Consider the following 18,727-nt stretch of genomic DNA (forward strand, 5'->3'; position numbering starts at 1 on the left):
AGAGGTGGGCCGGATGCCTTATCATTGCCAAAGTTACGGAGAATGATTGTGCTCCAACTATTTTGACTGCTTGACCAACTTCATCCTTGACTAATCTGACCAATTTTATCGCCATCGAGGGCAATATCGGCGCGGGCAAAACCACCCTCGCTAACCGCCTTGCCGCAGACTTCAACCGCCGGCTCATCCTGGAGGAGTTCAGTGACAATCCCTTTCTGCCTCCTTTTTACCGCGAACCTGAGCGTTACGCTTTCCCCGTAGAACTGTTCTTTATGGCCGAGCGCCACAAACAACTGCAGGCAGAACTGGCCCAAACCGATCTGTTTACGAACGGTGTCATCGCTGACTATATTTTCGTAAAAACGCTCCTGTTTGCCCGTAATACGCTGCCGCCCGAAGAGTTTCGGCTGTTTTCGCGACTCTTTAAAGTAATGGATGCGGGCTTTCCTAATCCGGAACTCATCGTTTACCTCCACCGTCCGATCGAAGCATTACAGGCCAATATTGCAAAGCGGGGACGGGAATACGAACAGGAGATGAAAGACGATTACCTCAAATCAGTACAGGAGGCCTACTTCAATTACTTCGGCAGCCAGAAAGATGTACCCGTTCTGGTCCTCGAACTTGGAGATCTGAATTTTGCCGAAGATGAGGCAGTTTTGCAACGAATGGTGGAAGTAATGAGCCAGGATTGGCCCGTGGGCATGTCGGTCGTTACGATTTAACCGCCAGGAAACTGGAAGATCAGCCCGAGTAAATCCGGCACATAGTGGTTACTCTCCGGAAGAGGCCAGGAATAGCAAAAAGAAAGCATCCGGAAATTTATTTGAAATAATTTTGGCGCGATCGCAGGTGAAAAGACCGGTTTTTGGGGCTTTGCGGCAAAAAGAGCTCAAAAAAATTAGAAAAAAATGGTCTTACTGTTGTGCGGGTTAAAAACTAGTATTACCTTTGCGACCGCTTCGAGAGAAGAATGGCTGCGTAGCTCAACTGGATAGAGCACTTGACTACGAATCAAGAGGTTTCAGGTTCGAATCCTGACGCGGTCACAAAGACGCGAAAGTTCACTTTCATTGTCATTTTAAAGGCAGGCTTCGGTCTGCTTTTTTATTCTGACCCATTGAGGTCGCTAACGTATTTTACGATGTCCAAAGTTTGTAAACTCACGGGTAAAAAGCCGATCAGCGGCAACAATGTTTCGCACTCCAACCGGAAGACGAAGCGTCGCTTCGTACCCAACATCCAGAAGAAGAAGTTCTTCGTGCCGGAAACCGGTAAATTTGTCACCCTTCGCATTTCAACCAACGCAATGCGTACCATCAACAAGCTTGGTGTTTACGCTTACGTAAAGAAGCTGGAAAGCAAAGGCATCGAAACCGGCGTTAAGTTCTAGTAAGCTGGTTTCAGCTGACTCAGAACCACTAACCATTACAATCTACCATTACCATGGCTAAGAAATCTAAAGGTAACCGCAACCTCATCATCCTTGAGTGCACCGAGCACAAGACCTCAGGTATGCCCGGCACAAGCCGTTACGTAACGCAGAAGAACCGGAAGAACTCTCCCGATCGTCTGGAGCTTAAGAAGTACAACCCTATCCTCCGGAAAGTGACTGTACACCGCGAAATCAAGTAAAAACAACTTATCCGGCTCAACGCACGTTGTACCAGGGTAACTAAAACAATAGCATCATGGCTAAAGTATCCAAGAACGCCCGTACCGGACAACGTGCTGCTAACGCAGGTTCCGGTCGTGACTACATCAAAGTTATCAAGTCTATCAAGAACCCTGACACTGGTAAGTACTCTTACAAGGAGGTTATGGTTCACAAAGACAAGGTCGACGAGTTCATGAAAGAGTAGTATCATTACTGATCTACTTCTCCAACGAACGCAAAATTGCCCGGTCCGCTTAGCGGAACCGGGCAATTTTGCATTTGGGAATAACCGAAAGTATGTTGTTGCTGTTATCCGGGCTCGATGCCAGGAAAGAAGAATCTTATTTTTCCTTTTCTGCGAAAGGTGAAACCCACGTTTTTCTGGCCATTATTGCTTTCACCTCCGCATAACTGATGGGTGCGAGCCCGTGAACGTCTACTCCTGCATCTATGGCCCGCATCGTCGGGTCATCCGGCAGTACGCCGTGGCTGTGGCCGAAGAGCGACCAGGTACCATGGTGGCTGCCGTTCCAGACGCGCATGGCGTAGTGGAAAAGCATGATGGCTTGCTTGCCCTGGTACGCATCGGGATCGTCGATGAGCAGTTCGTGGTAGTTCTTGCTCCAAACGAATAGGTCTTTGCAGGCGTCGGCAGCTTCTTCGTGGTTGCCACGAATCAGGTGGATGTTACCGTTCAGACGGGCGATTATACCCCGGCACTGCCCGGGGCTGTTGAGGGCAAAGTCGCCCAGGTGGTAAACGTCGTCATCAGGAGCAACGCGGGCGTTCCAGTTGGCGATTAGGGCTTCGTCCATTTCCCCGACTGTAGAAAAGGGCCGGTTCGTGTACTTGATGATGTTTTTGTGGCCGAAGTGGGTGTCGGCAGTAAACCAGGTGTTCATGTGGTTGATCTTCGATGATCGCATAACAACAAGCCCGTGATAGCAAAAAGTTGCAAACTTAATTGTTGCCAACTGATTAGCCGGGTAGTTATTTGCCGCCACAGCTACCATTCGATACCAGATCCCCCGTTCGGGCTGGTGAACGAGTGATACCCGAAAGTGGTAACAGCCGCTGCAACTCACTAACTCAGCTAGTTTATTCGTAATTTCGCGCCCCTCTTTATCCCCTCATTTTACTCCCCGCCAAATGACCAACGATCAACTTAAGGAACTAAAAGAACGACTTGCACTACTGCGTGGCTACCTGGACGTGGAGAAACGCTCTTTTCAGATTGAAGATTTGACGCAGCAAAGCCTTGATCCTGATTTTTGGAATGACAGTAAGCAGGCCGAAGTGGTGATGAAGCAACTGCAAAGCCATAAAGGATGGGTAAAGCAGTATCAGGAAGTCGCCGATAAAGTAGATGAACTTGAAATCCTGCAGGAGTTCCTGAAGGAAGGGGAGGGGAGTGAGGAAGAAGTAGAGCGCCGTTATGAAGATACCGTAGCCGTGCTCGACGACGCTGAATTCAGGGCTACCCTCAACCGGCCGGAAGACGAACTGGGCTGTATTCTGGAGATCAACGCCGGTGCCGGAGGCACCGAAGCCAATGATTGGGCGGAAATGTTGCTGCGGATGTTCACAATGTACTGCGAGAAGCACGCTGGCTACAAAGTGAGCATGGCCAACCGGCAGGACGGTGACGCGGCCGGCATCAAATCAGCCACGATGGAAATTCAGGGAGACTTCGCCTACGGTATGATGAAGGGAGAGAACGGAGTGCATCGTCTGGTCAGGATCAGTCCGTTTAATGCCCAGGGCAAACGGCAAACGAGCTTTGCTTCTGTCTTCGTTCACCCGCTCGTAGATGATACCATCGAGGTGGAGATCAACCCGGCAGACCTGAGTTGGGATACCTTCCGCGCCTCAGGCGCGGGCGGACAGCACGTAAACAAGACCGAGTCTGCAGTCCGCGTTACCCACGCCCCAACGGGTATTGTCGCTGAATGCCAGGATGAACGCTCCCAGCACAAAAACCGCGACCGGGCTATGAAGCTGCTCCGCAGCCGCATCTATGAGCTTGAGCTGAAGAAGCAACAAGCTGAGCGCGACGAAGTGGAAGCCGGTAAAACCGCCAACGAATGGGGCAGCCAGATTCGTTCTTACGTACTCGATGATCGCCGCGTGAAAGACCACCGCACCGGCTGGCAAACCTCCCAAACCGACGCCGTTCTGGACGGCGACCTGGAAGATTTCCTCAAGGCTTACCTGCGGTGGAGCGGCGAGGCGAAGTAGGCTCTTGCCTGATGGATCTATAGCCGGACCTGTTGAAGAGGTAGCGAAAACGACTAACCAGGGTAAACATAGAAGGTGTCACGAACGCTCGTCAGTCCGGTGAATACACCAAAGCCGTTGGATAGGCAACGGCGGCCGTTCAGATTCAGCGAACAGTTCGTTGATCGGGTCGGGGTCGGTTTCGATGTTTGTACTTTCGACAAAGTAATACGTGCCGGTCTCTCCCTCCCTGCTCATCCCGAAGGGGGCTGGTTGCCTCTGGTACTGCAAGTCGGTGATATCCTCAGTTCGGGGCGTCGGAATAGAGGCAGTAGAAAGGCTGAGGTTGGTGGGAGGCGCAGGCAAGAATATTTGCGCTGATGCCTCCTTCTCGTTGTACTCCAAAAAGATAAGCCTCGAGAACAATCCCATCAATATCGGCGACAACTGCTTGTTCGTCGTCGCAGGAATTGAAGATGGCGGAACCGAAAATCTATGACGACTAAGCCGTTTCTTATACCCAAACCACTCTGACTTAGGTATAGATGAGGGGAAAGAACACTAAATCAGATTAAGACCGATGGCAATATCGATGATTGATGAACTGCAGGGCTTTACGCTTCTGCTGAATTTTTCAGGAACCTGAGCATTTTTGTCGAATATCCGGCTGGTAGGTAAGCAGAGACGGCGCAAAAACCACGAGCTATTCCCAAATGGCATATTCCAGGCCAATGCGCAGCGCGCTGATGTGTAGTTTTCGTTGGATGGCTACATAGTCGGAAAGGCCAGAAGCGGTGATGAATGCTTCGTCGACTTCGATCGTTAGGTATTGCCGCAGGCTTTGCTGGTAATTTACGGTAACGCCGATGCGTCCGAAGCGGTAACTGAGGCCAGCGTTAAGACCGTAATCTGTACCCGTACCCGGACGGTTGCGCGGTGGGCCGGAAAGCCTTTCCTCCCGTAACGCAAGCGATAAATAGGGGCCTGCGTTGATGGAGAGTCTTCCGCTGATGGTTGTTGTTATTTGGGCCATGCCGTCAATGAAACTGGTATAAGAATGTGCAAGACTTGTGTCGGAATTTGATGGGTCTCCACTGATGACGAAGCGATAGCCACGCTTCATGAACTGCAGTCGGGTGCTCCAGCCCCATGGTTTTCCCTGCGGGTGATGGGCCATGGCAATTCCGACGTAACCACTTTCGAGGGGCTCGAGCGTTGCAGACTGACCATCGGTGAGGCCGAAAATTTGTTGAGTACTGGAGGGCAGAACTGGTTTGTGGTCGAAGTTGGCCACCGCAACGCCGCCGTCAATGGTGAGGCGGAGTTGGGCGCAGAGCTTATTTTGGGCGGGGCCGCAGGTGCAGAGAACGGTGATAAGGAGAAAGGACGTAAAGGGTTGCATTAGCTGTTTCATATAAGGTGTAGGTTGGGTTCCGTAGTGTATAACTGAAGATTCAGCATGGTCTGGCCCGAATACTGGATTTTAACGCTTGCCGTGATATATTGATAGGGTGACGGAGGGGACAAAGGTGCAAAAGAAGGCCCTTTACCCCAATCCTTATCTTCGCGGAAGGCCCGGTTGCTCAGGCCGGTTTAAAATCCGATAGATGCGTACCCTTCTTTCTTTGCTTCTGCTAACCATTTTTTGCACCTGCGTTCGCGCCCAAAGTCCCGTCGCCTTCGGTCAGCGTTACGAAATACACTCAGAGGTTCTCTGTGAAGAGCGGGTACTCAACGTGCTGCTGCCGACTGAATATAAAGACTCGGTTCACCACGATTACCCGGTTGTTTACCTTCTGGACGGAGCTGTGAACGAAGATTTTTTCCACGCTGCCGGTCTTCTCCGCTACTTTGACGATCACGAAATGATGCCACCAACCATCCTGGTTGGCATCGCTAACGTAGACCGTAAACGCGACTTTACCTACCCCAGCAGCGATCCGCGCGACCAGCGGGATTTTCCCACTACCGGAGGCTCAGCGAAGTTCATCGAATTCCTTCAGGGGGAATTACCGGCCTTCGTGGAAAAGACCTTTCGCACCACGAAGCACCGCACCCTGGTCGGTCAGTCGCTGGGTGGCCTGCTGGCCACCGAAGTACTGCTGAAATACCCCGGCCACTTCAATGACTACATCATCGTAAGCCCTTCACTCTGGTGGGACAAAGAAAGGCTCTACAACGATATGGATTCTTTGGTCAACGCCCTGAATGTCTTCCCCGACCGCCTCTTTACTTCCGCAGGAGTGGAGTACCCCGTCATGGTGGACGGCCCACGCAAGCTCGCCCGTTTGCTGGAAGATAAAAGCCGCACCACCTTCGAACCGCTGATGGACGAAGACCACAACACCATCCTCCACGAAGCACTGTACCGGGCTCTTGATCAATTCTACGACCCAACGGTGCTGCACCCCTACCATTTCGCCAATGCCTGGGATGGCCTGAACGTGCGCTCTGCGCCCAGCCTCGACTCGGCAATCGTTGCAAAGCTGGATTACGGACAAAGCCTCGGCATCATCTCCGCCGAAGAAGGAAACGAAGCCACGATCAATGACATGGCGGGCAAGTGGATCTACATTGGATCTGATGCCGGGCGGGGCTGGGTTTTCGATGCGTATGTCTCGCCGGTGCCGGTGTTTGAGAAGCCAGTAGGGATCAAAGAATTTGCGCTCAGAACCCTGGGGTTGGTAATGTCGGCCAGCATTGCTGATTATGAGCTTGATAAGAGCGGGCATGGGATTCAGCTATACGGTAACGGTAAGCCCGCTCAATACCTGAAACATACCTACTATGAAGATGACGAATACGAACTACAGGTGCCCGACCTTTCGCTAGCTCAAGCAAGAGTTATAGTTGAGAATTTTCTTCGTGTGAACGGGTGGCCAACTGATTTGAAAGAAAAGGAACCCTGGCCGGGGATTATAGAGTTGACGCATCAAATTCCTGCTACGAGTGACGGTCAGATGCATACATTCGTGTACGCAAACGGATTGCTCTCTTTGAGGCATCGTGGGTGGTTTCCTGATTAATGCATGAGTCGTTTTTTTGCTCATCCCGAAGGTTGAGCAGATCACGTTTCAGGAATCTGAAAAACGCAGTTTGTTTGCTCGGTTTTTTTCTCTTTTGCAAGCCGCTGATAATTAGGCCTTTGTTAGCAGCAAGAGAAATGCATCAATATCTTTTCCAAAATTTCTTGTGAAAAGTTTTTGTAAGTGGAAATGTGCGCGTAAATTTGCGTCCGCTTAAGGGAGGAACAGTAACACACTGCAACTTCCGGTTAACGAAAAGTCGTTAACTCAATACAAGCATTTGGAGACGTGGGTGAGTGGCTGAAACCACCGGTTTGCTAAATCGACGTACTCTAACAGGGTACCGCGGGTTCGAATCCCGCCGTCTCCGCCATTATTTTCTGAACGCCTTCGCGGCGTTCATCGGGGCATAGCGCAGTCCGGTTAGCGTACCTGTTTTGGGAACAGGAGGCCCCAGGTTCGAATCCTGGTGCCCCGACGATTAAAAGGTCATCAACTTCATTGTTGATGGCCTTTTTTCGTTTATCCCAGACTGCTCGCCCTCTGAGCGCAGGCTTACTCACTCCTCAGTTCCTGGTTGTAAGGACACGACGAAAATGACAGCCCGGGGCCTACTGCCTCGTCCCGACGAATGCGGGGGCATCCCGCAGCGCATGCTACGGGAGAAACCGAGGATAGAACTGTAAATAGTCCGGCAACGACCCCACCGGGAAGCTGGCCTCTTCGCAGCGCAGCCGTAAGCGCGCAGAGGCACGCCTCCGCCGTATTACGACGCCCTAAAGAATAAGCTCCGGGGATTGAGCTGTTTCCTGCTACTTAAAAACCGAGCAGTCGACTTTACTGTCGTCGATGGCAGACTGAGCGAGGCGCGAGCGGTAGGGCAGAACTGAAGGAGGAGTGGCTTCTTCGAGCGGGAAGCTCTCTTCGGCGGGTTCGGGCTCGAAAGAGGAGAAGACGAACTTACGCTTAAGGAATTTCACCACCTTGCCGTCCTGAATGTAATAGCGGTACCGACCGAGGTAATTGGTTATCCCCGGCACTTCATTACCGTTTTGATCGGGGCGGGTTGTACCGTCGAACTCCCAACGGAGGGTTTCGGAGAACTGGTGGATAAGAACGCTGTCTTTGTAGTAAAACCGGTCGGTGATGATCCGGTTTTCACCGTCGTCGTACCGGTTACGGACGAGTACTACCTGGCCATCCTTCTTGTGGAGTTCAGCGATTCCCATCAGGCCGTCGCAGTTGTACATCACGTTCTGTTGTTGCAACATTCCGGTGGTGAACAGTTCCTCAATCCGGGCCTGCTCCGTACGGATACTGTCGACGACGGGATCGCCCGTGACCTGCTTGTCGGTAGGGGTGGGGGGCGGAGCGACGGGCTCCGGATCGGGGGTGGGCCCGCAGGCCGTCAGGATGAGCAACAAGAGAGCGGAGATGGTGGCACGCATTAGTTCGTTGTTTTTTGGGGAGCACAAAGATGAGGTTTTGTGGCTTACCGTTACTGCTTTGCCGCTTAACTTTCTTCGCACCTGCGTGCGCGCCCAAAACTTGTTGCACGATCTTTTACAGGTTCACACTTGCGCTACGAGGGTAATTTTCGGGCGCGGACGCAGGATGCAGACTTCTTTTTTGAAGAGCAAGGCCTGGATACGTACCTTCCGGCCCCGATCAAGTCTTGAAACCATGCAAAACTCCCGCCGAGAATTTCTTCGTACCGCTTCTCTGACCACTTTAGGTCTCGCCCTGGGGACTAAAGTCGTCTTTGCCGATAACCTGCCCGATGGCATGTCGCTTATCGGTCTGCCCGGCAAAGACCCGGGCATGGTTATTTTGAACGATCGACCTCCCAACGCCGAAACGCCAGCCCACATGCTGGACGATGCCCTAACCCCCAACGACCGGTTCTTTGTGCGCTGCAACGGCCTGCCGCCCGAAAACGCCAACCCGGCAACGTGGACCTTAACCATCGGCGGCGAGGCCGTCCGGAACGAGAAAACGTACACCCTGCAGGAACTGAAAACCCGGTTCCCGGTAGTGAGCTATGATCTCACCCTGGAGTGCGGCGGCAATGGCCGCTCCGAGTTCAACCCGCCCGCAAAGGGCAACCAGTGGAGTACCGGCGCAGTCAGTTGCGCCCGGTGGACGGGCGTGCGGCTAAAGGATGTCCTGAACGACGCCGGCCTCACCAGCGCGGCGGTGTACGTTGGTTATTACGGCAAAGACACCCACCTCTCCGGAGACCCCGATAAAGTGGTCATCTCGCGTGGCGTCCCGATCCGCAAGGCGCTCGAAGAAGAAAGCCTCATCGCCTGGGAAATGAACGGAGCGCCGCTGCCAATGCTCAACGGCTATCCTCTGCGGCTGGTCTTCGGCGGCTTCCCGGCGTCCTGCTCGGGTAAATGGCTGGATAAAATAGTCGTGCGCGACCGCGTACACGACGGGCCCAAGATGACGGGGCAGTCGTACCGCGTACCCTGCAAACCCGTTCCTCCCGGAAGGGTGGTTCCTGACGATGAGATGTGCATCATCGAAGAAATGCCGGTCAAATCCCTCATCACTTTCCCGAAAACCGGAGCAACGATCGCCGCCGGCAAAACCCTGCCTATCCGTGGCAAAGCCTGGACGGCCGCCGCTGCCATCACTAAAATGGAGTTCTCCATCGATTTCGGGGCAAGCTGGCAGGCCTGCAAGCTCGAGAATGCGGCCAACCGCTACGCCTGGCAACTGTTTTCTGCGCGGGTAGACTTTCCCCAAAGCGGATACTACGAAGTCTGGGCCCGCGCTACCGATGCCGGCGGTAACAGCCAGCCGATGCTATTGCCCGGATGGAACCCCCGGGGCTACCTCAACAATGCCTGCCACCGTATTGCGGTAAAAGTAGCCGACCAATGAGACCAGCCTACGATACCCTGAGAGCAATGCTGACCACGATCAACTTCGTGGCCGGTGTGCTGTTCTGTTGCCTTTTCTGGCTGCTGGCTGGTGATGCCGTAACCGAAATGTTGCGCCCCCGGCCGGTAATGGAACAAAAAGCTTACCGCCCCGGAACGGGCGGAGGCGGAGAACCGGAAGAAAAGGTCACCAACGGAATTCACGACGCCACGGGCCTGATTTTTGCCGAAGGCTTCGAGGCGGTCCGGGGGAACTGCACTGCGTGCCACTCCGCCAAACTGATTACCCAAAACCGGGCAACTGCTGCCGGCTGGACGGAAATCATCCGCTGGATGCAAGCCACCCAGAATCTGCACGATCTGGGAGAGAACGAGGAGATTATCGTAAAGTACCTCGCAACCAACTACGCCCCGGAAGATGTTGGCCGGCGTGCCGGCTTAGATGTGGAATCAATTGAATGGTATTTGCTGGAATTGGAGTAAGCCGACCCAGTAAGCCGTACTTTTGCGCCCTAACCGACCAAAAGAACAGCTTGTGACCGCCCAACGTCCATTCCTATTGAACGGCCCTTTGCCTAAAGTGATGTGGACACTCGCACTGCCGGCCATCGCTGCCATGATGCTGTACGGCCTCAATGCCTTCATGGATACAGTTTACGTGGGGCAGCTCATGAACGAGTCGGCCCTGGCTGGTATCGCTTTGGCGTATCCGCTGGTGGGCCTTACGATGGGCCTGGCAAACCTCGCGGGGACCGGGGCGGCCAACCTGCTCAGCATCGCCATCGGCGAAGAAGACGAAGAGACGCAGGCCCGGATCCTGCCCAACGGTAACCTGATTGTTTTGATGACAAGCCTGTTGTTTGCCGTGCCGAGTTATTTCTTCGCCACCGAAATGGTAACGATGATGGGGGGCGAAGGCGAAGCACTGAACTATGGCGTCACCTATTTCCGTGCTACGCTGTGGGCCGCTCCGCTGTGGACCTACGGGCTGTCGCTCAACTTCATCATCCGCGGCGAAGGCCGGATGAATGTAGCGGCCCGGATGATGGCCTACGGGTTGGTACTGAACCTCGTACTCACACCAGTTTTCATCAAATACCTCGATCTGGGCATCGCGGGTGCGGCCTGGGCGTCTAACGCAGGAATGCTGTTGTATTGCATCATGGAAGTCCGTTACTTCCGGTCGGGGAAGGCTTCCTTCCGGAGCGACATCGTTTCGCTGGCTTATCACCCGGAAGTGTTCAAACGGATACTCAAGCTGGGGTTCCCCGGCTTTATCCTGGGGATGATGGGCCTTATTCAGGCAATGGTGGTCTTCAACGCCATCGTTGGCGTAAGCCCGGACGGAGAGCGGGACCTTGCTTTTTTCGCGGCGGCTAACCGCATCATGCTGCTGCTGATGACCCCGCTTTTTGGTCTCATGCGTGCGTTGCAGCCCATCGCCGGAGTGAACTACGGCGCGGGGCAAATGGACCGGGCCAAATCGGCTTACTGGCTATTTGTCCGTACCGGTTTTTTACTGGTGTTCCCCTTTTGGATCTTCATGAACATCTTTCCCGAACTGAGCCTGCGGCTGGTACTGCCCGACTTCGTTTTTACCAGTCAGGATATAGTGTTTTTCCGCTTGTATATGTTCATCCTTCCCGTTCTCCCGATTGTGTTCAATGCGCTGACCTGGCTGCCGGCCATCAATCGGCCCAAGTATGCGAGCTACGTTGGCGTGGCCCGTCAACTCGTGTTTTTTGTGCCGGTGATGCTTGTTTTGCCCCGCTACCTCGGGCTCGACGGCGTTTACTACGGGGCTACCGGAATCGACGTGGTAGTCACCATCTGGCTGGTTTACCTCGTCCGGAGAGCGATGCGGAACATGGGCGCGGACGCGGGTGCAAAAACGGGTTGATATGAGACACCATCTACTGCGTGTAATTGCCGGCATACTGTTGTTGTCGTTTGTTGGCTGCCAGCGAAACGGTTGGTTGCTGGGGAATCATCAGCAGCGGGTTGTCGTCCTGAAAATAAAAGCGATAGATAGTACTACGTTTTCTCAGTATTATACCCTCTCTTTTCGCAGTAGGTCAGGGAAGCGTGGCGATATATTGATTGATAAACAAGGTGGTTTTTTGCCAGATCATTTATTCCCTGGAACGGAGTTTCAGCCCTTGATGTTGAGAGACGTGATCGAGTTCAGAATGGACAGTATTTCCCTCCGGGGCCATATTATAACAGGAGGTTTTTACGTAGATGGGGAGCGCCACATTGATCTCTCCAATGCCGCCAGGAGACCGCTTTATTCGCTTGTTCCTCAAGGTGAGATAATCCCGTAGGGCTCCAAGAGGTGTAACCGGCAACGCAGGGTAGCGCCAGGTGAAAGCCAGCGGCTGAAGCCGCGCCTACGGAATAACGGGGGTTCCGGCGGGTGTGATTACAAATTGCAGGAATCCACGCAAATGTCGGGACTGTTCAGGTCCGGAGGTCCGTCTCTTGTAGCACAGGGGCTCGCCCCTGTGTTTTCGTTCGTGCAATTTGTTATTCACACTTCCCGGCGGAAGAAATGCAGACTGCCACGCTAAGGCGCTACCTTCGCGCCATGCGCAAACCGAAACTTCTGTCCGTAAACCATAATGGCCAATCTCTGACCTTCCCGGCCAACGCCCTCGGCGGCTCGCCGAAGGAGCCGAAGCTCAAGCCCGCAGATGAATTGCTCCTCAACTGGGCGGCAGAGCAATGCGCTGATCTTGCAACGGAGCCCGTCTCGGTGTACCACGACCGGGAAGGCGTTCTCTGCACCTGCGTCGGCGCCCAAAATAAACGCTTCGTCAGCAACAATTACCTCCACCACCAACGGCTGCTGGCCAGCTACGAACGGAACAAAACCGGAACTGCACCAGCGAACGAAAACCTGCTGGAAACTCCGGCCAGAGGAACCAGCATCAATCTTCTGCAGATTCCTAAATCCCTGGAGCTCTTCGAACTCTACCTCCGCAACGTAGCCCTGAGGGCTACTCCGGAAACCAAACTGGCGTGTGCCTTCCAGACCCGTCACTTCACCCCCCGACTACTGGAGATCGCTGCCAAATACGCCGCTTCCGTCACCCAAAGTCGTGCCTACAAAAAGGCCCGGCTGATCATGCTGGATGATTTTTTTGCCGTTACTCCTCCGGAAATTTCTTTGATTGAGTCTGAGTTCGAGGGGATTAAATACCAGCAGTACCCCGGTGTTTTTTCCGCGAGCCACATAGACTACGCTACCCAGTTTTTGCTCGAAGAATGGTCGACCAATGATCACCTGGCCGAACTGTCTGCTCCCACCCAGATTCTTGATGCGGGGTGCGGCAACGGCATCATCGGTGATTACCTGCTGGGCCGTTATCCTGAAGCACAGCTGACGGCCTACGATGTTTCCCGGGTAGCAACTGCTTCTGCCAGGATGAACCTCGCCGATCATGGCTATTCTGATCGCTCTAAGGTTGTTTCTGCGGGAGCGCTGAGCGAAATTTCTGAACCTAAAAGCTTCAGCCTCATCGTTACCAATCCGCCGTTTCACGACGAGTTTCAGACCGACATCAGTGTAAGTACCGATTTGTTTTTGGCTGCCTGCGACCGGCTCGATCCGGGAGGTCATCTGGTGGTGGTGGCCAACCGCCACCTCAACTACGGCACGCACCTTCGTCGCTATTTCGACGAGGTACTGGTGGTTGCTGAGAATGAAAAGTTTGAAATTTACCGCTGCTGCTAATCGGTCAATACTGCCGCCGCGGGCGGGATGCTGTCCTGAACGGGCTCCTGCAGGAGGTAATGGATGTAATGTTTGAGCAGGTCAGGGGCCGTCCGGATCAGGTTGTGCTTCTTACCGGCAAGCATGTGGTGGATTACTTCTTCGGCGTTGACGAGCTGATCGCAGGAGTAGTAAGCATTGGGCGGATAGATCAGCCAGTCGGCCGTACCGTGCGCAATTACGACCTGCGCGGTGATGTTCTTCCAGCCGTCGGCCATCTCTTCGAGTTGGGGTTGGTGATTCAGCTTTTCGGTATTGACCGTTTGGATGGACTTAGGCATGAGCCAGCGGAGGCTCCAGTGGTTAGAAGGGTAGGAGATCCAGTACGTGAATTCCTCCAGAGGGGCGGTGCTGGCCGATTGCAGCAACACGCCGTCAATCTCTTTGGGGTAATCCATCGCGATGCGGGCACTGACGGTGCCGCCGTAACTGCTGCCATGCAGGACGAGTCGTTTGTCCTTGCCGGGGCGTCGTCGCCTGATGATTTCTGCTACGTTTTCGGCTTGTTCTTTCACCGAAATCATGGCCTGGCCAAGGCCACTGCCGCCGTATCCGGGCCGGTCGATGGCCAGTAGGTTTGCTTCCGCCCTCAGCGCGCTGTCTTTCATCATATTGGCCCAGAATGAACTGCTGGACGGAGAACCGTGGATGAAAACGACCATCGGCTTGTCCGGGTCTTCGCCGATCTGCAGGAAGCGAATTTTTCGGCTGGGCCCTTCCAGATAACCTAGGGTAGCCTCTCCGTATTCGCCGCTGTTGAAAACAGCGGTCATTTGGTTGTCGTCCCATTGCGAGCGGGTAACCTCTCTGAGGCGGTTAAAGACATAGCCCGCGCCAATTATGGCGAGCACCAGAAGGGGAATGAAAAAGTTTCTTTTTCTTGGTTTCCTGAAGAGTTTCATCTTGGTTGGATACAAAATAGCAGGCTCATGTGTTCGCACGGGGAGAATTGAATTGAAGCTTCAATTCGCCACCCCGGGCGAGGTTGTGTGTGATATTCAGCACTGGGAACCGTTGATGTGGCCACCCGGAAAGGGTTGACGACGGCCTCAGGAAATGTTAATTTTCTACCCCACACACCAACTAAACAGACTTTTGCATTTTCATAGGAGTGACGCCCGGTATTGCCCGTGTGACCCCGACTTTTGTACCCGTTCCAGCCTTAAACACTTACACCCATGCCTAAACCTCAACTGGCCCTCGTGGCCCTGTCTCTTCTCTTTTTCGCCTGCGGCGGGAAAGATGCTACTGCATTTGATCCCAGCGGACAGGAGTGGGAGTTCTCGTTGAGCAATCCCTTGCCGATCAATGAAAACCTGAAAGTGCCTGAGAAGTTACCTCTTTCTCTTCGGTTGCACCGGGAGTTGTTCTCTCCGGGAGACATCCTGGAGATAAAGGGGGATTCCGTGATGGTGAACAACGAAACCAAAACTTCATTAACCGGTATGCCGCGGATGTACCGGATGTTCACGGATAATTACCACCCGGACACATTAGCGGGGCTAAAGTTGAGCCAGGGTGTGGGTACTACGCTCAGCGTAGCGGCTTACTATGGCGACAGCCTCAGAGGAGAATGGGTGTTCGAGGCCAAAAAGAATGAAAGGCGGGAGATTGCTTTCGGCGAGCTTACGGGACAAACCTTTAGCTGCGCTTTCCCCGGCGGTGATACGATGCAGGTGCATTTTGGGGTCACTATTCATAGATATGGGAGGAAGAAAGGTGAAAAAATGGAGTATTTCGTTGAGGAATCATCCGGTTTTCGGGACGAACGGTCATACCTCAAACGGGGAGGAATGAGCTTCGGCGGAGACCGGGTAATCGGAATGCGGGATGACCGGTTCTCTTTCATCTCTTCACCTGGGAGCTACAGCTCAAAGAAGTACACTTACAGCAGAGACGAGCGCGGAACAGTGATTGCTTCCTATTTTGAAGTAGAAAACGGACGCTACGAAAGAGTAGATATGCCACTTGTACTACGAGGTCCAGTAAGTGCGGATGCTACTGAAATGGATTTTGCCGACCGGATCAATTCAGGGATTGTAACGGCCGACACCAGCTACGCTCCGATAGATTCGTCCAGGGTTTCCTACGCTTATCAGGATGATTATAAGGGCATTGAGTTCGACGAACTTTCGGAGTTGGAGTTTTCCGCCATACCCGGAGGCGAATTCATCGTCGTTGTTCGTGATCGCTTATTGATGAACCGGAAATGGCGGCTTTCTTCAGACGGCAATTACCTCATCACTCTGGGTGAAGATGGCAATCCGGCCGGCCATTATCCCATCCTGGCCTATACCGATGAGCATATCGATCTGCGGATGCCATTCACCGTAAAAACCCGGGAACCACGCGGGGTGGCGCTCGAATCTTACGCTACTATTAGTGTGTTTATCCGCATCGCAGGGCGTATGAATGCAACTTCCCGGTAAACTTTCCTGTTTTTGGCGGGCAAGGTAAAAGTAAAAGGTATTACCTTCGCCGCCCGAGCGGGCCCGTAGCTCAGGGGATAGAGCACCTGACTTCTAATCTGGCGGTCGCAGGTTCGAATCCTGCCGGGCTCACACTAATCGGCTGTAAATCAATGATTTATGGCCGATTTTTTGTTTTTAGGTATCATTGTCATTTTCCTGTCACAAACCATTTGCGGCCCTCACCTTTGCGAATTTTATGACTGATCGCACGTCTACTGATGCGCCGTGTGCGCCGTCTATTGCTTCAAGTCTACCATCTGCAAGACAGTTCCTTACGGTGCCTGGGCTTACCCTTAACATCTTTGCGGCCTGCTTTACTGTCACAGCTTCCAACCTTTCAAAGATTTCAACTTCTGAAATTTGACCTGGGAACTCATAAGGATGGCGGTTTGCCATTTCTTCCCTCACGATCCGCCGAAAGTCATCTTCCCCCATGTGGGCTAAAGTGCTAATCTGCATCGGTGGCGGGTTTATTGATTGCGAAAAATGGTCTGGTTAGTTGGTATCTGCTGTCTTGCGGTTGTGCAAGGTCACTTAGTTCTTTTGCTGTTAGGCGGCGGGTAAACGTCATCAGCTGAAGCGGGTAGTACGTCTTCCCTGAATGGTGCTTTGCTGCTGCCTTCAGTCTGGACAATCTGCCAGAGTAGATGCAACCCTCAAAAGCATCTATGAAAAACAGGACCACAGGTAAACCGGTAGCTTCGATTGTCAGGTACTTTTCATGATCGCCGGTATCTATTCCGGTACATGGTCGGGAGTATTGGCGCGGGTAAGTTTTCACGTCTACGGCAAAAACTCCGTGCTCGGTCATCAGTACTCGGTCGATAGGGTGGGCGGGGCCGATGGGCGGAGAATAGACGTGCCAACCTTGCGCGGCAAAATAGCTGTCTGCAATCGCCTCTCCAGCGTCGCCACGTTGGGTTGTGGGTAGTTGTTGGAAGGTCATTATGCGGCGGTTTCGGGGTGCTGTGATTTGTTAAGTGTGCCTTCAGTAGTTCCGGGCCGTGGCATCCAAAAGCCTAAACTGGCTGTATTCCATCTTGCAGGGGCGGACTGTACTGCTCTTTTGATAGCATCGTGGTATTCTTTGTCTTCCTTCCATTTAGGGATGTGTGAGGTGAACCAGTCCACAATCCCGTATTTACGGGCTGTTTTCTGACAATCTGCCATGGCTTTTTCAAACTGCGCATTTCCAGTCATTAAGTCTAATTCAGCATAGCTTGCGCGGATGTCAAACGATATTTTCCTCTGTACTCCCCAGATAGGTTTAGGTTCTTTCGTCAATGGGGATAACTGTACATCCATTGCTCCGAAAGCATCGTAATTCACTACTTCTATCTTTTCGTTTCTGTCAGCCCTTTTATTTGTCCCTTTGCGGATCTTCAAAAGACTGCGAGAACTGCGTTTGTGAATGTCAGCCAAGACAGATAGATTCTCTAATTGTCTAAAGTCAAAATTCCCGTTCAACAGGTCGTCAATAGAATTATCTACTGATTCGATGTACTCGATGTCTTCAACCTTGCTATCGGCTTTTGCAGCATTCAGCACCAACCTTTCTTCTCTGTACTTCCTGCGGATCGAACAGACAACCGTCTCGCGCTCTAAACGTATCTTGTTAGCTTCGGGGCCGTAATAGTCATCTAGGGCGTTTATAGCGTCTCTGGCATCCTTTCTCGCCTGTGCTATGTCGTTATCTCTCCGTTCGATTATCGAGCGGCTAAACTCCTTTATGGCTTCCTTGCTGTTAAGCTCGTACTCTTTAGAGGCGATAAAAGTCGTGCGGACATCATCAGGAGGAAAGCCACAGAAGCGACGCAAAACAGCAGCCCTAAGTTTTACTTCGTTTCTGTGTATAGGTTTGGACGTGTCTAGTCCAAACCGCTCACAATTTTCTTTTTGGTAGGGCTTCGTTTCAAACTCAGGAGACTTATCATAAATCGTCAGTCTGTTATCTGCTGACTTAGCCCCAATATCTAGCCCGGTTAATATTTTTCCAGTAGAGTCGAAGAAAGGTCGTAGACTACTACGGCCAAAGTTCTTTACGTCTTCCTCTAACCAGATTCGATGCACTTTGTCAAGATAATTATACCCGTCGATTGCAACATCAATGCCGGTATATTGGTGGACAACTGCATCCAGCTTGCGAAGTAACCGGACAACGTAGTTTGTCCATCCCTTTCGGTACAAAACATGATTGTACATTGTCAATTCAGAATATCCACAACCGTCGTTACTTCGTTGCAGCAACTTCGCCACACGTTCCCCGTCTATGCGGACGGTGTAGGCTTCGCGGTAAAACTTAGTTTTAGTGCGGCCCGTCCTCAATCCGTCAGCGTCTTCCAACCCGTAAGAAATGACTATCCCATCGCGTAAATTCAAAATGTCAGGTGGCGTTTCCCCATCGCTTAAAAACAGAGCATTGCTCAATGTGGCTACAAACTTATCACAAGCAATAGCCTGTGGGCCGTGCTCAATCTTTGGGCCTCCGGTGGCGTTTGATTCCGTCCCGGTGTCCTGAGAACCCCCGATATACTTAGTGGGGGTCGTCGCGCCATTTGAAACCCGATCTGGGTGCTTAAATAGCTTGCCCGGCATCGGCATTTTTAGTACCTTTATGGCATTAGTTTTTAGGCTATGTTCAGGCATAGTTTAGTTATTAGCCCTGCTAGGACTGCAATCCGGTAGGGCTT

The 18,727-nt window shown here is 52.6% G+C and carries 19 protein-coding genes and 4 tRNA genes; 16 read left to right on the forward strand and 7 right to left on the reverse strand.

Annotated features, from left to right (window positions below; genetic code table 11):
- The first annotated feature begins 86 nt into the window (after positions 1-86).
- The 5 genes from FUA23_RS02940 to FUA23_RS02960 all read left to right on the forward strand — a co-directional run bounded on the left by FUA23_RS02940 (position 87) and on the right by FUA23_RS02960 (position 1,862).
- Positions 87-725, forward strand: coding sequence for a deoxynucleoside kinase (locus FUA23_RS02940; protein WP_147929216.1), 639 nt, complete (start codon positions 87-89; stop codon positions 723-725).
- A 250-nt stretch (positions 726-975) separates the two neighbouring features.
- Positions 976-1,049 (forward strand) — tRNA-Arg (locus FUA23_RS02945).
- Between the two features lie 95 nt (positions 1,050-1,144).
- Positions 1,145-1,393: a 50S ribosomal protein L28 gene (gene rpmB, locus FUA23_RS02950; protein WP_147929217.1), complete on the forward strand. Its 249-nt coding sequence runs from the start codon at positions 1,145-1,147 to the stop codon at positions 1,391-1,393.
- A 53-nt stretch (positions 1,394-1,446) separates the two neighbouring features.
- On the forward strand, positions 1,447-1,635 hold the full coding sequence (gene rpmG, locus FUA23_RS02955; protein WP_147929218.1) for a 50S ribosomal protein L33: 189 nt from the start codon (positions 1,447-1,449) through the stop codon (positions 1,633-1,635).
- A gap of 56 nt (positions 1,636-1,691) precedes the next feature.
- Entirely contained in the window at positions 1,692-1,862 is a 171-nt protein-coding gene (locus FUA23_RS02960) for a DUF4295 family protein (RefSeq protein ID WP_187270864.1), read from the forward strand.
- 136 nt (positions 1,863-1,998) lie between these two features.
- On the opposite strand, the gene FUA23_RS02965 is transcribed toward FUA23_RS02960, so the two are convergent.
- Positions 1,999-2,559: a metallophosphoesterase gene (locus FUA23_RS02965; protein ID WP_147929220.1), complete on the reverse strand. Its 561-nt coding sequence runs from the start codon at positions 2,557-2,559 to the stop codon at positions 1,999-2,001.
- A gap of 247 nt (positions 2,560-2,806) precedes the next feature.
- On the opposite strand from FUA23_RS02965, the gene prfB reads away from it, so the two are divergent.
- On the forward strand, positions 2,807-3,895 hold the full coding sequence (gene prfB, locus FUA23_RS02970) for a peptide chain release factor 2 (protein ID WP_147929221.1): 1,089 nt from the start codon (positions 2,807-2,809) through the stop codon (positions 3,893-3,895).
- 682 nt (positions 3,896-4,577) lie between these two features.
- On the opposite strand, the gene FUA23_RS02975 is transcribed toward prfB, so the two are convergent.
- Positions 4,578-5,288 (reverse strand): porin family protein, encoded by a 711-nt coding sequence (locus tag FUA23_RS02975; RefSeq protein ID WP_147929222.1) that lies wholly within the window; start codon positions 5,286-5,288, stop codon positions 4,578-4,580.
- 193 nt (positions 5,289-5,481) lie between these two features.
- On the opposite strand from FUA23_RS02975, the gene FUA23_RS02980 reads away from it, so the two are divergent.
- The 3 genes from FUA23_RS02980 to FUA23_RS02990 all read left to right on the forward strand — a co-directional run bounded on the left by FUA23_RS02980 (position 5,482) and on the right by FUA23_RS02990 (position 7,378).
- Positions 5,482-6,900, forward strand: a complete 1,419-nt coding sequence (locus FUA23_RS02980; protein ID WP_147929223.1) for an alpha/beta hydrolase-fold protein — start codon at positions 5,482-5,484, stop codon at positions 6,898-6,900.
- Positions 6,901-7,182: 282 nt separating this feature from the next.
- Positions 7,183-7,273: transfer RNA gene (locus FUA23_RS02985), tRNA-Ser, on the forward strand.
- A 30-nt stretch (positions 7,274-7,303) separates the two neighbouring features.
- Positions 7,304-7,378: transfer RNA gene (locus FUA23_RS02990), tRNA-Pro, on the forward strand.
- Between the two features lie 334 nt (positions 7,379-7,712).
- Here the strand turns inward: FUA23_RS02990 and FUA23_RS02995 are convergent.
- Positions 7,713-8,348: a hypothetical protein gene (locus FUA23_RS02995; protein WP_147929224.1), complete on the reverse strand. Its 636-nt coding sequence runs from the start codon at positions 8,346-8,348 to the stop codon at positions 7,713-7,715.
- A 235-nt stretch (positions 8,349-8,583) separates the two neighbouring features.
- Here FUA23_RS02995 and FUA23_RS03000 point away from each other — a divergent pair, with 235 nt between their 5' ends.
- The 5 genes from FUA23_RS03000 (at position 8,584) to FUA23_RS03020 (ending at position 13,527) form a co-directional block, all read left to right on the forward strand.
- Positions 8,584-9,792, forward strand: coding sequence for a sulfite oxidase (locus tag FUA23_RS03000; protein ID WP_246144006.1), 1,209 nt, complete (start codon positions 8,584-8,586; stop codon positions 9,790-9,792).
- Positions 9,789-10,274 (forward strand): hypothetical protein, encoded by a 486-nt coding sequence (locus tag FUA23_RS03005; protein ID WP_147929226.1) that lies wholly within the window; start codon positions 9,789-9,791, stop codon positions 10,272-10,274. Before FUA23_RS03000 ends, FUA23_RS03005 begins: the two co-directional genes overlap by 4 nt.
- Before the next feature lie 52 nt (positions 10,275-10,326).
- Positions 10,327-11,691: an MATE family efflux transporter gene (locus tag FUA23_RS03010; RefSeq protein ID WP_147929227.1), complete on the forward strand. Its 1,365-nt coding sequence runs from the start codon at positions 10,327-10,329 to the stop codon at positions 11,689-11,691.
- A 1-nt stretch (position 11,692) separates the two neighbouring features.
- Positions 11,693-12,115 carry a hypothetical protein gene (locus FUA23_RS03015; protein ID WP_147929228.1) on the forward strand — a complete coding sequence of 141 codons (423 nt, stop codon included), beginning with the start codon at positions 11,693-11,695 and terminating at the stop codon, positions 12,113-12,115.
- 263 nt (positions 12,116-12,378) lie between these two features.
- On the forward strand, positions 12,379-13,527 hold the full coding sequence (locus FUA23_RS03020) for a class I SAM-dependent methyltransferase (RefSeq protein ID WP_187270865.1): 1,149 nt from the start codon (positions 12,379-12,381) through the stop codon (positions 13,525-13,527).
- Here FUA23_RS03020 and FUA23_RS03025 read toward each other — a convergent pair.
- Positions 13,524-14,468 carry an alpha/beta fold hydrolase gene (locus FUA23_RS03025; protein ID WP_147929230.1) on the reverse strand — a complete coding sequence of 315 codons (945 nt, stop codon included), beginning with the start codon at positions 14,466-14,468 and terminating at the stop codon, positions 13,524-13,526. The two genes, FUA23_RS03020 and FUA23_RS03025, sit on opposite strands and share 4 nt — an antisense overlap.
- A 276-nt stretch (positions 14,469-14,744) precedes the next feature.
- Between FUA23_RS03025 and FUA23_RS03030 the strand changes: the two genes are divergently transcribed.
- The gene (locus FUA23_RS03030) at positions 14,745-15,995 is read left to right on the forward strand and encodes a hypothetical protein (protein ID WP_147929231.1); all 1,251 of its coding nucleotides are present in this window, start codon (positions 14,745-14,747) and stop codon (positions 15,993-15,995) included.
- A 59-nt stretch (positions 15,996-16,054) separates the two neighbouring features.
- Positions 16,055-16,127, forward strand: a tRNA-Arg gene (locus FUA23_RS03035).
- 69 nt (positions 16,128-16,196) lie between these two features.
- Here FUA23_RS03035 and FUA23_RS03040 read toward each other — a convergent pair.
- From FUA23_RS03040 to FUA23_RS03050, 3 genes are read right to left on the reverse strand one after another with little or no spacing between them, the layout of a single operon-like run.
- Positions 16,197-16,496 (reverse strand): helix-turn-helix domain-containing protein, encoded by a 300-nt coding sequence (locus FUA23_RS03040; RefSeq protein ID WP_147929232.1) that lies wholly within the window; start codon positions 16,494-16,496, stop codon positions 16,197-16,199.
- Positions 16,486-16,983: a nuclease-related domain-containing protein gene (locus FUA23_RS03045; protein ID WP_147929233.1), complete on the reverse strand. Its 498-nt coding sequence runs from the start codon at positions 16,981-16,983 to the stop codon at positions 16,486-16,488. The genes FUA23_RS03040 and FUA23_RS03045 overlap by 11 nt, the downstream gene beginning before the upstream one ends.
- Entirely contained in the window at positions 16,983-18,683 is a 1,701-nt protein-coding gene (locus FUA23_RS03050) for a hypothetical protein (RefSeq protein WP_147929234.1), read from the reverse strand. The genes FUA23_RS03045 and FUA23_RS03050 overlap by 1 nt, the downstream gene beginning before the upstream one ends.
- Between the last annotated feature and the right edge of the window lie 44 nt (positions 18,684-18,727).

Source organism: Neolewinella aurantiaca (assembly GCF_008014675.1).
In the GTDB taxonomy this organism is placed as follows: domain Bacteria; phylum Bacteroidota; class Bacteroidia; order Chitinophagales; family Saprospiraceae; genus Neolewinella; species Neolewinella aurantiaca.